The sequence below is a fragment of the Streptomyces massasporeus genome, from assembly GCF_014648995.1.
In the GTDB taxonomy this organism is placed as follows: Bacteria; Actinomycetota; Actinomycetes; order Streptomycetales; family Streptomycetaceae; genus Streptomyces; species Streptomyces massasporeus.
Map to the genome: position 1 here is coordinate 485,667 of NZ_BMSE01000002.1, position 13,923 is coordinate 499,589.

Below are 13,923 nucleotides of genomic sequence, written 5' to 3' on the forward strand. Positions count from 1 at the left end.
ACGCTATCGGTTGGTCGAAAGTATCGGCCAGGGGGGAATGGGGCGGGTGTGGCGAGCCGCCGACGAAATACTCGACCGGCAGGTCGCCGTCAAGGAAATGCGGATCGACGGTCTCGACGCGGAGGACAGCAGGACCCGCCGCGAACGGACCCTGCGCGAGGCCAGGGCCACGGCCCGGATCGACCATCCCAACGTCGTCCGGGTCTACGACGTGGTCGACGAAGGCGAACGCCTGTGGATCGTCATGGAGTTGGTGGCGGGCCGTTCCCTCGAACGGATCCTCGCGGAGTCGGGCCCGCTGAGCCCCGGCGAGACGGCCCGCATCGGACTCGGTCTGGTCGCGGCGCTACGACAGGTGCATGAACGCGGCGTACTGCACCGCGACATCAAGCCCGGAAACGTGCTCGTGGAACACGCGGACGGGGTGGCCGGATCCCTACGCGGCAACGGCAACGGTTCCGGCCACGGGCGACGCGTCGTCCTCACCGACTTCGGCATCGCCGCGATCCAGGACGCCAAGGCGCTCACGATGGTCGGCATGCTGGTCGGCTCGCCCGACTACATGGCCCCCGAGCGCATCTCCGGCCGCCCCCAGGGCCCGCCGTCCGACATCTGGTCCCTGGGCGCGACCCTCTGTGCGGCCCTGGGCGGCCGCTCCCCGTTCTCCCGCGACACCACACTGGCGACCCTGCACGCGGTCCTGTACGAGGAGCCCGAACTCCCCGCCACCTCCGGCCCGTTGCGGGACATCCTGACGTCCCTGCTGGCGAAGGAACCGTCGGCCCGCCCGGACCTGGAGGCGTTGGAGACGGCGCTGGAGCCGGTGGCGTATCCGGCGCCGACACCCACGGTCGCGGTGGGGCCGCGGGATGCGGAACCGGGGCGGGAGGTGGAGCCGGAACCGGTGCTGCAGGAGGAGCCGCAACCGGAGCTCGTGCCGGACGACGAGTGCGCACCGCGCCCGGAGTCCACACCCGCCCTCGACCCGGAAACCCTCGGAGGGCGACAGCCGCTCCCCGAGCCCCGGTCGAGGGCGTCCGTCTCCGCACCACCGCGGGAGTCACCCACGCCCGCACACCTCCCGGCTCCTCTTCCCGCGGCGCCACGCGACCCTCGCCGGCCCGCCCCCGCCCTGGACCCGCACCACCCCATCGCCCATACGCCCGCCTCACCCCTCGCACCCACCGCACCCGGGGAAGCCGCCGCGAAAGTTCCGCCGGTGGCGGCCCGTTCCGGAGGCCGGGCCGACAGCACCACCCACCCCCCGAGCCCGGTCTCCCTCACCCGCGCCCAGGCGGAGACCGAGCGCCGCCCCCACCCCGCATCCCTCCCGATGCCGCCCGGCGAACTCCCCGGGCCGCCCGCCCCGGCAACGCCCCGCTCCCGCCCCCGTCGCCGTACGGTGCTCACCGCCGCGGCGGCCACCCTCGCCACGGCGGGCACGGTCGTGGGAATCCTGCTGGCCACGTCATCGGGATCGCCGGGCGGGAACGACACTCCCCACGCGGGCTCCTCGGCGTCCGCGCCGGCTACCACCGGAGACACCACCGGGAACACCACCGGGGACACCACCCCCTCTCCCACCGTCGAGGGCACCGCCAGGCCGCAGACCCTGCCGCCCGGCACACACCGGGAGGCCGGCGGGTTCGCCTGGGCGACGCCCGACGGCTGGCGGCGGGACGTGAAGACGGGGGCGGAGGTGCACTACACCTCCCCGGACGGGTCCCAGGAGCTGGTCGGCAAGTCCTCCCTGGCCCGCGGCGACCTGCTGGAGACCTGGCAGACCTCGGAGCGCAACGCCCACCAGGGCCAGGACTACCGCAAGATCCGCCTGGAGGAGACGACGTTCCGCGGTCACCCGGCGGTGGTCTGGGAGTACACGTTCACGCTGAAGGGCGTCCACTGGCACGCCCGGCTGCTCGGCTTCAACGTGACCGGCAAGTCGTACCAGGTCAACACGTGGTACCAGGAGGAGATCGAGCAGGAGGCGCTCGCCACCTACGAGAAGGTCAAGGACAGTTTCACGGTGCTGTAGGCACCGCGGCGGGCAAAGGAAAGGGGCCTGCGGCGCGTGCCGATGCACGGACCACAGGCCCCCGTTCACGACGAACGGCGAGCGGCCGGAGGATCAGCCGGCCGACACCTCGTTGCGCTCCTCACCCTGGACCTGCGCGGCGTCCGTGGCCGGACGCCCACCGCGGATCCCCTTCTTCACGAAGGCGATGACGAGCACCACGGCGGCGACGAGCAGCGACAGCAGGATGGTCTGACGCCCGTCGTGCTCGGTGTCGGTGAGCATGTAGCCGAGGATGAACACGATCAGAGCGGCAGTCGCCCAGGTCAGGTACGGGTACAGCCACATCTTCACGACGAGCTTCTCGGGCGCCTCGGCCTTGATGATCTTCCGCATGCGCAGCTGGGAGAAGCAGATCACCAGCCACACGAACAGGGCGACCGCGCCACTGGAGTTCACGAGGAAGAGGAAGACGGAGTCCGGGAACTTGTAGTTGAAGAAGACGGCCACGAAGCCGAAGGCGACGGAGGCGAGGATCGCCGTGCGCGGCACGCCGTTGGAGGTCGTGCGGGCGAAGGCCTTCGGCGCGTCGCCGCGCTGGCCGAGGGAGAAGGCCATGCGGGAGGCGGTGTACAGGCCGGAGTTGAGACAGGACAGCACCGAGGTCAGCACGATGAAGTTCATGATCTGACCGGCGTGCGCGATGCCGAGGGAGTCGAGCGCGGCGACGTAGGAGCCGTCCTTGGTGATGGACTTGCTGTCCCAGGGGAGCAGGCACACGACGACGGCGATCGAGCCGAGGTAGAAGACGGCGACACGCCAGATGATGCTGTTGGTGGCCTTGGTGACGGCCTGACGCGGGTTCTCGGACTCACCGGCGGCCAGGGTGGCGATCTCGCTGCCCATGAAGGAGAAGACGACGAGCAGCACACCGGTGAGGATGGCGCCGGCCCCGTTCGGCAGGAAGCCGCCGTGCGCGGTCAGGTTGCTCACCCCGGCCTGCTCGCTGTCCACACCCGGCAGCAGCCCGAACACGGCCAGCCCGCCGACGACGATGAACGCGGCGATGGCAACGACCTTGATGCCCGCGAACCAGAACTCGAACTCGCCGTAGGAGGCGACGGAGACCAGGTTGGTGGCGGTCAGCACCAGCATCACGATCAGGGCCCAGCCCCACTGCGGCACGGCCGGTATCCAGCCCTCCAGGATCACCGCACCGGCGGTCGCCTCGACGGCCAGCACGACGACCCAGAAGAACCAGTACAGCCAGCCGATGGAGAAACCGGCCCAGGACCCCAGCGCCCGGTCGGCGTGCGCGGAGAAGGAACCCGAGGTCGGGTTGGCGGCCGACATCTCACCGAGCATCCGCATCACCAGCACCACGAGCGTGCCGACGAGGGCGTACGACAGCAGGATGCCGGGCCCGGCGGTGGCGATACCGGAGCTGGACCCGACGAAGAGTCCGGCGCCGATGACACCGCCGATGGCGATCATCGAAAGATGCCGGTTCTTGAGCCCGGCCTGCAGTCCGGAGCCCTCGGCTCCGGGTTCTCCGGGCCCTCCGGGTTCGTTTCCGGTCTTGTTCATGGTCGGCTGCGAGGTCATGGAACGGATTTCCTTTGCGCCGGGGAGCTGTACTTCCGTACGAACCGAGCGAGCCGCACGAAAGGGGTGTTTCGCGGCATGCCGGTGTACGGGGGGCTCGCACGAGCGGTGTACGAGCCGGTCCAGTGAATCGGAGGCGAACGATTAGGAGAACCTTTGAATCCAGATTGTTACTTGAGGTTTTCCTGAGGTTCAGTAATGCGGCTCACATTCGCCCAGGGTTTTCATGAGCGCCACCCCGCGCGCCTTCCCCGAAACACCCGTGTCACACTCGTCCCATGCGCGTGTACCTCGGCTCGGACCATGCGGGCTACGAACTCAAGAACCACCTCGTCGAGTGGCTGAAGGCGGCGGGCCACGACCCCGTCGACTGCGGCCCGCACATCTACGACGCCCAGGACGACTACCCGCCCTTCTGCCTCCGGGCGGCGGAGCGCACGGCCGCGGACCCCGACGCCCTCGGCGTCGTCATCGGCGGTTCGGGCAACGGCGAGCAGATCGCCGCGAACAAGGTCAAGGGTGTCCGTGCGGCCCTCGCGTGGAGCGAGGAGACGGCGTCCCTGGGCCGCCAGCACAACAACGCGAACGTCGTCGCGGTGGGCGCGCGCATGCACTCGCAGGACGAGGCGACGAAGTTCGTGGAGACGTTCCTCGCCACGCCGTTCTCCGGTGACGAACGTCACATCCGCCGCATCGACATGCTGGCGTCCTACGAAACGACCGGCGACCTGCCCCCGATCCCGCCGCACCACCCGCAGCAGTAGCCCTCCGGGCGACCTGGGCCGCCGAGAACGACACCCCGACGCTGCCCGATCCCGAGGGGGCCGGGTGGTCGGGTTTCCCTCCGCGTCGCCCGCGGGGCTGGATCCCCGAGCCTTGCGCCCGGGGGTCGAGCCTGGGGCTCGACGTCCGAGCCGAACTCGGAACGGAGTCCCCGCCCCCCCCAGCAGGGGACCCGCCCTCTGCCGCCCGTGGCGGGCATGGCCCTGCGGGGTTCGGGTCCGGAGTCTTGTGGGGTTCGTGTCCGAAGCCTTGCGGGGCTGTGGGGACGGAGCCCTGTGGGGGTTCCAGGGAAGCCTGGCGGGGGTTCGGGAGGAGGCCTTGCGGGGGTTTGGACGGAAGCCCTGTGGGGTTCGGGTCCGGAGTCTTGCGGGGCTGTGGGGACGGAGCCCTGTGGGGGTTCAAGGGAAGCCTGGCGGGGGTTCGGGAGGAGGCCTTGCGGGGGTTTGGACGGAAGCCCTGTGGGGGTTCGCGGGGCGCAGCCCCCAGAGGGGTGCAGGGGACGCAGTCCCCGCCGGGGCCGGGGCGGAGCCCCGGAGCCTTTCGACCTCGGCCTCTTGAAATACCGATTCGGGTGGGCGGGCGGGCAAGGCCCCGCCGGGGCCGGGTCGGAGCCCCGGATCCTTTGGACCTCGGCCTCTTGAGGAAGTGGGTCGGGTGGGCGGGTGGGCAGGGCCCTGGACCCGTTCGCCCTCAGCCTCCTGAAGGAACCGATTCCGGCGTGCCAGTCCCCGCCGGCGCCGGGGCGGAGCCCACAGAGCCTTTCGACCTCGGCTTCTTGAGAGGCCGAGTCGGGCGGGCGGGTGGGCAAAAAGGGCAACGATCACAGGGAGAACCCGTGCCGGAAGGCCACACCATCCACCGCCTCGCCCAGGACTACGCCGCCGCCTTCCTCGGCACGAAACCCCGCACCACCAGCCCCCAGGGCAAGTTCACCCCCGCCGCCGCCCTCCTCACCGGCACGGAACTCACCCACACCGAAGCCCACGGCAAGCACCTCTTCCTCGGCTTCCGCGACACCGACTGGATCCACATCCACCTCGGCCTCTTCGGCAAGGTCACCTTCGGCCTGGCCCCCGAACCGCCCCCCACCGACACCGTCCGCCTCCGCGTAGCGAACGACACCGCCTACGTGGACCTCCGGGGCCCCACCACCTGCGCCCTCATCACACCCCCGGAGAAGCAGGCGATACACGACCGCCTCGGCCCCGACCCCCTCCGCGACGACGCCGACCCGGACACCGCGTACCGCCGCATCTCCCGCAGCCGTACGACGATCGCCGCCCTCCTCATGGACCAGAAGGTCATCGCCGGCGTCGGAAACGTCTACCGCGCGGAGGTCCTCTTCCGGCACCGCATCGACCCGTACCGCGCCGGCAAGGACATCACCCCCACCGAGTGGCAGGCGATCTGGACCGACCTCGTCGACCTCATGCACGAGGGCGTCCGCAACAACCGCATCGACACCGTCCGCCCGGAGCACACGCCGGAGGCGATGGGCCGCCCGCCCCGCGTGGACGACCACGGCGGCGAGGTGTACGTCTACCGCAGGGCCAACCTGCCCTGCCACATCTGCGGCGGCGAGATCCGCACCGCCGATCTCGCCGCCCGCAACCTCTTCTGGTGCCCGGCCTGCCAGCGCCCTTGAAGCCCCGGGCGCCGGCGCCCCTGAAAAGGCCCGGCCGCCCGCGAAAGAGACCCGGGCGTCAGAACCCGTGCGGCAGCCACGGCGGCACACCCGCCCCGAACCCGAGCGACGCCTCCGCCAGCGCCCCCGGCCGAAGCTCCCGCACCCGCCCGGCCGCCCCCAGCGCGCCCAGCGACACGCCCCCGAGATACGCCGCACCCAACTCCCGTACGGACAGGGCGACATCCGCCGCATCCGCCGTACGCTCGCACGACGCGCCCTTCGCGTCTCCGCTCAACCGCCAACGCCCGGCGTTCCAGGGGCAGAACGCGTCCTCCACCTCGAACACCACATCCACCGGCGTCTGATACGTCCGTGCCGCCAGCGCGGCCCCCACCTCCACCGGCCGCACGTACAGCGAGTCCCGCACCCGCGGATGGCACCGCCGCGGGTCGGTCACCAGGTACTGCCATGCGTCGTCCACCGGACGGCTCCGCACGGTCACCTTCGACGTCAGGTCGATCCCGAACAGGAACCGCCACAACGCCGCGTCCGCCGTGGGGTCCAGCCCCGCCAACTCCTCCACGATCACTGTGCCGTTGGACCCGGACGGCTCCCACTCGGGCTTGACGCGGTACCGCGCGTACCCCACCGTCTCCCCGTCCCGCTCGGCGAGCACGCACTGCAGGGGCGACGCCCCCTCCCGCTCGCTCGCCGGATCGAGCACCCCGAGCCGCTCCCAGCCGGGCTGCCGGGCCAGCATCCCGGGCCGGGCCGGAACCAGCCGCGCGTACACCGCCTCGCACACGTCGAGCACATCGGCCGGCACCGCGTACCGCACCCGTACGTCATCCGTACCGTCCGGCACCGACAGCCCTACCCGGGTCGTGTCGATCTCGGCGGTCAGCGACAGGGTCGCGTTGCCGTACCCGAAGCGCCCGTAGATCGCGGGTTCGGACGCGGTGAGCACGGCCAGCGGCTCACCCCAGGCGCGTACGTCGTCCAGCTGCCGCCGCATCATCGACGTCAGCAGGCCGCGCCGCCGATGTGTGGCGGCCACGCTGACCATCGTGACGCCCGCCACCGGCAGGGACGCGCCACCGGGCACGGTCAGCCGGAAGCTGAACGCCCCGGCCGTCCCCACGCACTCGTCCCCGTCCCAGGCGCCGAGCGAACGGTCGAACTCGGTCAGCGCGTTCCACAACTCCCGCTCCTCGGCGGACTCCGGCACCCCTCCGAAGCCCCGGATCAGGGTGTCGTACCACTTGTCCCAATCGTCCTTCCGAAGGACCCGCAAGTCGGGCGAAAGACCGTTCGCGTCAGTTCCCATGAGCCATGCCTACCAGGGCAATGCGGGACGAGCGAGGGAATTTCTCCCGGGTGGCGGCAGGGCCGCGCGCTGTGAAGTTCACTGTGAAGTCGGCCCTCGGACGGGGGACAAGTGGGACCTCCCGTGCCAAGCGGCTGGTCCGATGGATAGGGTCCCGAACTAATGGCATCAGGACGAGAGCGGCGCGCGGAAGCCGAGACGTTCACGGCCCGGTTGAAGAAGCAGTGGCACCGGGTCCGCGTCGGCGTGCGCCGCGCCGCCGTGGACTACTTCCGCGGCAACGGCTCGGACTGGATCGCCCTGGCCGGTCTGCTCCTGATGGTTCCCGTGATCGCGTCGGCGACACTGGCGAACTCGGTGTGGTTCTCACCGGCCGCACTGGTCCTGCCCGTCGTCGTGGGCGGCCTGCTGCTGCGCCCGGCCAGCCTGCTCGGCCTGTACGCGGCGGCGGCCACGGCGCTGATCGTGGAGTCGGTGCGGCTCGGCCCCTACACGGAGGGCCCGTCGAGGGTCACCCCGGGCGTCGTGCTCGTGGTCGCGGCCTGCGGCTTCTTCGGACTGCTCCTGGCCCAGTTCCGCAGCCGGGTCGGTGTGCCCTGGCGGCGCGGCGGCACCATGCTCTTCGACCTGCGCGAACGCATCCGGGTGCAGAGCAAGCTGCCCGACCTGCCGGACGGCTGGCACCGGGAGATGGCCCTGCGCCCGGCGGGTGGCCAGTCCTTCTCGGGCGACTTCGTGGTCGCGGCGCGCACCAACGGCGGCCGTACGCTCGAGGTCGTCCTCACCGACGTCTCCGGCAAGGGCATGGACGCGGGCTCCCGCGCCCTGCTGCTGTCCGGCGCGTTCGGCGGCCTGCTCGGCTCCCTCCCGCCGCACGCCTTCCTCCCGGCCGCCAACGGCTACCTCCTGCGCCAGGACTGGGACGAGGGCTTCGCCACCTCCATCCACCTGGTCCTCGACCTGGACTCGGGCGACTACGAGCTCTACTCCGCGGGCCACCCGCCGGGCCTCCAGCTCAGCGCCGGCAGCGGCCGCTGGGAGGAGAAGACCGCCGAGGGCCCGCTCCTCGGGGTGTACGACGGCGCCCAGTTCGACCCGGTGAAGGGCTCACTGCGGCCCGGTGACGTGCTGATGCTGTTCACGGACGGCCTGGTGGAGACCTCCGACCGCGACATCGTCGAGGGCATCGACCGCCTCACCGGCGAGGCCGACCGCTATGTGGCCGGCGGCTTCCACGGCGCCGCCTGGCACCTCATCGAGGCCGTGGCCAAGGACGTCAACGACGACCGGGCCCTGCTGCTGATCTGCCGAGAGGGCCCGACGGCCACCGCAACCCGCTGAGGTGGGGTTTTCCCCAGGTGGGTTAGGCGGTCGTCCTCATGGCCCGGCCGGCCTGCGGCTCCGTACGTTCGAGACACACCGGCGCATCGGTGCGAACGACTCGGATCCGGAAGGACACACATGTCAGGCGACTGGGCCGTGGAACTGCACGGCGTCCGCAAGCGCTACGGCCGTGGCGGCACCGCCGTACACGCCCTGCGCGGCATCGACCTCACCCTCCGGCACGGCAGCCACACCGCGGTGATGGGCCCCTCGGGCTCCGGCAAGTCCACGTTCCTCCAGTGCGCGGCGGGCCTCGACCGCCCCACGGCCGGCACGGTCCGCCTCGGCGGCACGGAGATCACCGGCATGAAGGAGAACAAGCTCACCGCCCTGCGCCGCACCCGCATCGGCTTCGTCTTCCAGGCCTTCAACCTGCTGCCGTCCCTCACGGTCGAGCAGAACGTCGTCCTCCCGATGCGCCTGGCCGGCCACCGCCCCGACCGCCGCCGCGCCGCCGAGGTGCTGGACCAGGTCGGCCTCGCGGACAAGGCCCGCCGCCGCCCGGGCCAGTTGTCCGGCGGTCAGCAGCAGCGCGTGGCCATCGCCCGTGCCCTGGTCACCCGCCCCGACGTCGTCTTCGCGGACGAACCGACGGGTGCCCTCGACACCACCACGGCCACGGAGATCCTCACCCTCCTGCGCGCGGCCGTCGACACCCACGGCGCCACGGTCGTCATGGTCACCCACGACCCGGCGGCCGCGGCCTGGGCCGACCGCGTGCTGTTCCTGTCGGACGGCGAGATCGCCGACCACCTGGACCGCGACGGAACCGCGGGCCACCACCACCTCGACCGCGACCACCCCGGCAGCGACCACCCCGGTAGCGACCACTTCCATTTCCGCCGCGCCCACGCCGACCGCATCGCCGCCCGGATGACCTCCCTGGCCGTCCCGCGCGCCCACGCGAAGGCGGCTGCCTGATGCTCGCCCCCAACGGCCTGGCCCGCGCGGCCCTCCGGTTCCGTCCCGCCGCGTTCGTCGGCACCTTCGTCGCCCTCGTACTGGCCGCCACGATCGTGTCGGCCTGCGGCATCCTCCTGGAGACGGGCGTACGCGCCACGGTCCCGCCCGAGCGCTACGCGCACGTCCCCGCGGTGGCCGCGGCCGGGCAGCGGGCCGGGAACCCCGACGAGGGCGGCGTGGTGCCGGACCGGGCCCGCCTCGAGGACTCCCTGGTCGCGAAGGCCGCCGCGGTGCCGGGAGTACGGGCCGCGATTCCCGACGTCACCTTCCCGGTGCTCACGCCCGAGGGGACGCTCACCGCACACGGCTGGGGCTCCACCGCCTTCACCGGCGAACGCCTCACCAGCGGCCGCGCCCCCGGCCCCGGCGAGGTCGTCCTCGCCCCCGGCTCACCACGCCCGGCCGGCGGCGCCGTCGCCCTCACCCTCCCCGACGGCCCCCGCACCTACCGCGTCTCCGGAACCACCGCCGCCGGGCAGGGCACGGTGTGGTTCAGCGACGCCGAAGCCGTCCGCGTCTCCGGCCACCCCCACCGCGTCGACGCCATCGCGGTCCTCCCCGACCCCGGTGTCGGCACGGCACCCCTGAAGTCCCGCCTCGCCCACGCCCTGGGCGGCCGGACCGAGATCCACACCGGCGACGACCGGGGCACCGTGGAGGACCCCGCCCTCACCGAAGCCCGGGAGGTGCTGATCGGAATCGGCGGCTCCTTCGGCGGTGTCGCCACCATGGTCGCCGTCTTCACCGCGGCCGGCACGGTCGCCCTCGCGATCGGCCGCCGCGCCCGCGAGTTCGCCCTGCTGCGCGCCATCGGCATCACCCCGCGGCAGATCCGCCGCGCCATCGCCACCGAGGCGCTGCTCGTCGCGCCCGTCGCGGGCGCCCTCGGCTGCCTGCCCGGAATCGCCCTGGCCGCCTGGTGGTTCGGCCGGCTGAAGGACAAGGGCGCCGTCCCGGCACCCGTCGATCTCGCCGTCTCCTGGATCCCCCTCACCGTCACGACCGGCACGGTCCTGGTCACCGCCCTGCTCGCCGGGTACATGGCCGCGCACCGCAGTTCACGCATCAAGCCGGGGCAGGCGCTGAGCGAGGCGTCCGTGGAGCGGCTGCGTCCGGGCTGGATCCGCACACCGCTCGGCGTGGCCGCGGCGGCCGGCGGTTTCGTGTGCGCGGGCCTGGCCGCTTCGGCGACGGGCGAGGACGCGGCCAACGCCGCCCTCGGTGTGGTCATGCTGTTCATGCTGGCCGTCGCACTGCTGGGCCCGCTGATCGCCCGCGCCTGCGCGTCCCTGCTCGGGCTCCCCCTGCGCGGTGCGGGCGCACCCGCCGCTCTGGCCGCGGCCAACTCCCGTACCAACGCCCGGCGTCTGGCCTCCGCGATCACTCCGATCGTGCTCGCCATGGCGTTCTCCTCCGTGCTGGTCTTCCTGCACACCAGCGAGGACCGGGTCACCGCGGAGCAGCAGCGGGCGGGCATCGTCGCCGATCACGTCGTCACGGCCGACGAGGGCGCCCTGCCCCCGGACGCGGTACGACGGGCCGGGCGCACACCCGAAGTCACCGCGGCCGTGGGCCTGCTGAGGACATCGGTCCTCGTCCGGGCCTCGGGCGCCCTGACCCCGGTCTCCGCCCAGGGCGTCACGGGCTCGGCCCGCGACCTGGCCGCCGTACAGGACCTGGACGTCGAGAAGGGCCGACTGTCGCTGAAGCCGGGCGAGATCGCCCTCGACACGTCCGTCGCCCGGAACGCGAAGGTCGGGGTCGGCGACCGCATCCGCCTCCACCTGCCCGACGGCACCAGGGCCACCCCGCTGGTGGCGGCGACGTACGGACGCGGCATGGGCCTGTCCCAGGTCACGTTCCACCGCACCGACCTGGCCCGCCACGTCAGTTCGCCCTTCGACACCGAACTGTGGGTCAAGGGCGGCACGGCGAAGGCCCTCGCCCCGCTCGGCCGGGTCCTGGACCGCGCCGACCACACCACCGCCCGGTCCCTCGACCGTGAGCTCAACGCCTGGGCCAACACGGTCATGGCGGCCGTTCTCGGTGGCTTCGCGGCGGTCGCTGCCGTCAACACCCTGGTGATGACGGTCCTGGACCGCCGCGGCGAACTCGGCACGCTCCGCCTGCTCGGCTCCACCCGCCGCCAGGTCCTGCGCATGGTCCGCTGGGAGGCCCTGCTGGTCGCCGTCGCGGGCATCGCGCTCGGCACGGCGATCGCCCTGGCCACTCTCGTCCCGATGATGAGGGGCCTGACGGGCCAGGGGCCGTACATCCCGCCGCTCGTCTACGGCTCGTTCGCCGCCGCGATCCTCGTCGTCGGCACGGCCGCGGCCACCCTTCCTGCCCGGGCGGCGCTGCGCGGGGAGACACTGGAGCGGTGACCGAGACATCCCGGATGACCCTGGCCCAGGTCGAGGCGACCGCCCGCGCCGCACACACCGGCCAGACCGACAAGGCGGGACGGCCCTACGCCGAACACCTGCGGGCCGTGGCGGAGGGCGTACGGGCGCGGGGCGGCGACGACGAGCAGATCGCGGCGGCCTGGCTGCACGACGCGGTCGAGGACGACGCCCTCTCCGCGGAGTGGCTGCGCGGGGCCGGCTTGAGCAGCCGTACGAAGGACATCGTGCTCGCGGTCACCAAACGGGCAGGGGAGCCGCCGGAGGCGTACGCGGCGCGGATCCTCGCCACGCCCGGGGCGCTGCTGGTGAAGGAGTCGGACCTGGCGCACAACGCGGACCCGGCCCGGCTCGCGGTCCTCGACGAGGCGACCCGGAAACGACTGACCGAGAAGTACGCACGGATGCGCGCACTTCTCGGTCTCGTCGGATGAACTCCGCTCGGAGGGTCAGGCGTTGACCTTCTCGCGTTCGCGCTCGCTGCGCTCGGCGCTCTGGCGTTCGCGGGCCAGCTCGGCCGCGTCCCGCTTGAAGGCCCAGGCCATCTTCGGCTCCATCGCGAACCGGAAGACGCGCTGCACCGGCTTGGTGCACAGCACCGTCACGACGGCGGCCGCGAGGGCGGTCACGAGGATCTCACCGGCCGGATGGTGCAGCCAGGACGCCTCGAACCAGCCCTGGTAGTCGCCCGCCTTCACCAGGAAGCCGTGCAGCAGGTAGCCGTAGAGCGTGCCGGCACCGAGGGCGGTGAACCACATGTGGCGGCGCGGCACCCAGGCGAAGAAGCAGGCGGTCAGCACCAGGGAGCAGCCGAACATGGCGAGCACCATGACCGGGCCGGTCCACCACGGGGCGCCCAGTTCCTGCGCGGCGTCCCGGTGGTAGAACCACGCGGTGTTCATGCGCGGCACCGCCCACCAGCTGAAGGCCAGGGCGGCGGCGAACACGGGCACCGAGGCGATCCGCACCGCACGCGTGCGCACCATGTGGAAGTGCTCGGGCTTCATGACCAGGCCCAGCACGAAGAACGGCAGGAACTGCAGGACGCGCTGCAGGTCCAGGTCGTCGCCGATCTCCGGGGTGACGGTCGCCAGCATGGCGAGACCCAGCGCGAGCGGCAGCGGCCAGCGCACCAGGTTCCAGATGGGGGTGGTCAGCCGCCATACGAACAGCGCGACCAGGAACCAGGTCAGGTACCAGGGGTCGAGGAGGCTGATCTCCTGGTGCGGGTCGTTGTCGATGACCCGCTTGAACAGGGGATAGGCCGTCTCGAAGATGATGTACGGCACGGCGACGCCGGTGATCAGGCGCTTCAGTCGGTCGGGCCGCATGTCGAAACTGCGCGAGAAGTAGCCGGAGATGATGATGAACGCCGGCATGTGGAACGCGTAGACGACCTGGTACGCCGCCTCGAGTATCCGGCTGTCGCCCTTGAGCGGCTCCCAGACGTGGCCCATGGCCACCAGCGCGATCGCGAGGTACTTCGCGTTGTCGAAGAACGCGTCGCGCTGCTTGCCGTTCTGCTTCTTCTGCGTGCTCTGCGGCGAGCGCGGGCTCGGCACTCCGTCCGCCGGCGACTGTGCCGGGGGAAGTGGCGCCCTGCGGTCGCCGTTCGGTCGCAGCGAGTTCGTCACAGACCCTCCCACCAGGAGCTCGGGGAGACGATCCGGGACCTCGCTGCGCGTGCGGGGGACGAGGCAGCGTGGAACATCTGAGGCACCCTAGCGTTCCCTGCAGCTATTCGTAAAACGCCGGAAGTGATTCCTGGCTATTCGCTGCGGGTACCCCGGATTACGGGTAGTTGACGGCACTGTCGGCG

The 13,923-nt window shown here is 71.9% G+C and carries 10 protein-coding genes; 7 read left to right on the forward strand and 3 right to left on the reverse strand.

Annotated elements, in window-relative coordinates:
• Positions 1-37 precede the first annotated feature (37 nt).
• Positions 38-2,035 carry a serine/threonine-protein kinase gene (locus IE153_RS07010; protein ID WP_229828946.1) on the forward strand — a complete coding sequence of 666 codons (1,998 nt, stop codon included), beginning with the start codon at positions 38-40 and terminating at the stop codon, positions 2,033-2,035.
• Between the two features lie 93 nt (positions 2,036-2,128).
• On the opposite strand, the gene IE153_RS07015 is transcribed toward IE153_RS07010, so the two are convergent.
• Complete coding sequence (locus IE153_RS07015) at positions 2,129-3,619, reverse strand: amino acid permease (protein ID WP_189588893.1); 1,491 nt, start codon at positions 3,617-3,619, stop codon at positions 2,129-2,131.
• A 278-nt stretch (positions 3,620-3,897) separates the two neighbouring features.
• Here IE153_RS07015 and IE153_RS07020 point away from each other — a divergent pair, with 278 nt between their 5' ends.
• Complete coding sequence (locus tag IE153_RS07020) at positions 3,898-4,383, forward strand: ribose-5-phosphate isomerase (protein WP_185014222.1); 486 nt, start codon at positions 3,898-3,900, stop codon at positions 4,381-4,383.
• 854 nt (positions 4,384-5,237) lie between these two features.
• Complete coding sequence (locus IE153_RS07025; protein WP_189588894.1) at positions 5,238-6,047, forward strand: Fpg/Nei family DNA glycosylase; 810 nt, start codon at positions 5,238-5,240, stop codon at positions 6,045-6,047.
• 58 nt (positions 6,048-6,105) lie between these two features.
• Here IE153_RS07025 and IE153_RS07030 read toward each other — a convergent pair whose 3' ends face one another.
• Positions 6,106-7,356 carry a GNAT family N-acetyltransferase gene (locus IE153_RS07030; protein WP_189588895.1) on the reverse strand — a complete coding sequence of 417 codons (1,251 nt, stop codon included), beginning with the start codon at positions 7,354-7,356 and terminating at the stop codon, positions 6,106-6,108.
• Positions 7,357-7,518: 162 nt separating this feature from the next.
• Here IE153_RS07030 and IE153_RS07035 point away from each other — a divergent pair, with 162 nt between their 5' ends.
• From IE153_RS07035 to IE153_RS07050, 4 genes are all read left to right on the forward strand, one after another.
• Entirely contained in the window at positions 7,519-8,697 is a 1,179-nt protein-coding gene (locus tag IE153_RS07035; RefSeq protein WP_189588896.1) for a PP2C family protein-serine/threonine phosphatase, read from the forward strand.
• Positions 8,698-8,817: 120 nt separating this feature from the next.
• Complete coding sequence (locus IE153_RS07040) at positions 8,818-9,660, forward strand: ABC transporter ATP-binding protein (RefSeq protein ID WP_229828888.1); 843 nt, start codon at positions 8,818-8,820, stop codon at positions 9,658-9,660.
• Positions 9,660-12,086: an ABC transporter permease gene (locus IE153_RS07045; protein WP_189588897.1), complete on the forward strand. Its 2,427-nt coding sequence runs from the start codon at positions 9,660-9,662 to the stop codon at positions 12,084-12,086. Before IE153_RS07040 ends, IE153_RS07045 begins: the two co-directional genes overlap by 1 nt.
• Before the next feature lie 14 nt (positions 12,087-12,100).
• On the forward strand, positions 12,101-12,538 hold the full coding sequence (locus IE153_RS07050; protein WP_189589255.1) for an HD domain-containing protein: 438 nt from the start codon (positions 12,101-12,103) through the stop codon (positions 12,536-12,538).
• A gap of 15 nt (positions 12,539-12,553) precedes the next feature.
• Here IE153_RS07050 and IE153_RS07055 read toward each other — a convergent pair whose 3' ends face one another.
• Positions 12,554-13,666 (reverse strand): acyltransferase family protein, encoded by a 1,113-nt coding sequence (locus IE153_RS07055; protein ID WP_229828890.1) that lies wholly within the window; start codon positions 13,664-13,666, stop codon positions 12,554-12,556.
• Between the last annotated feature and the right edge of the window lie 257 nt (positions 13,667-13,923).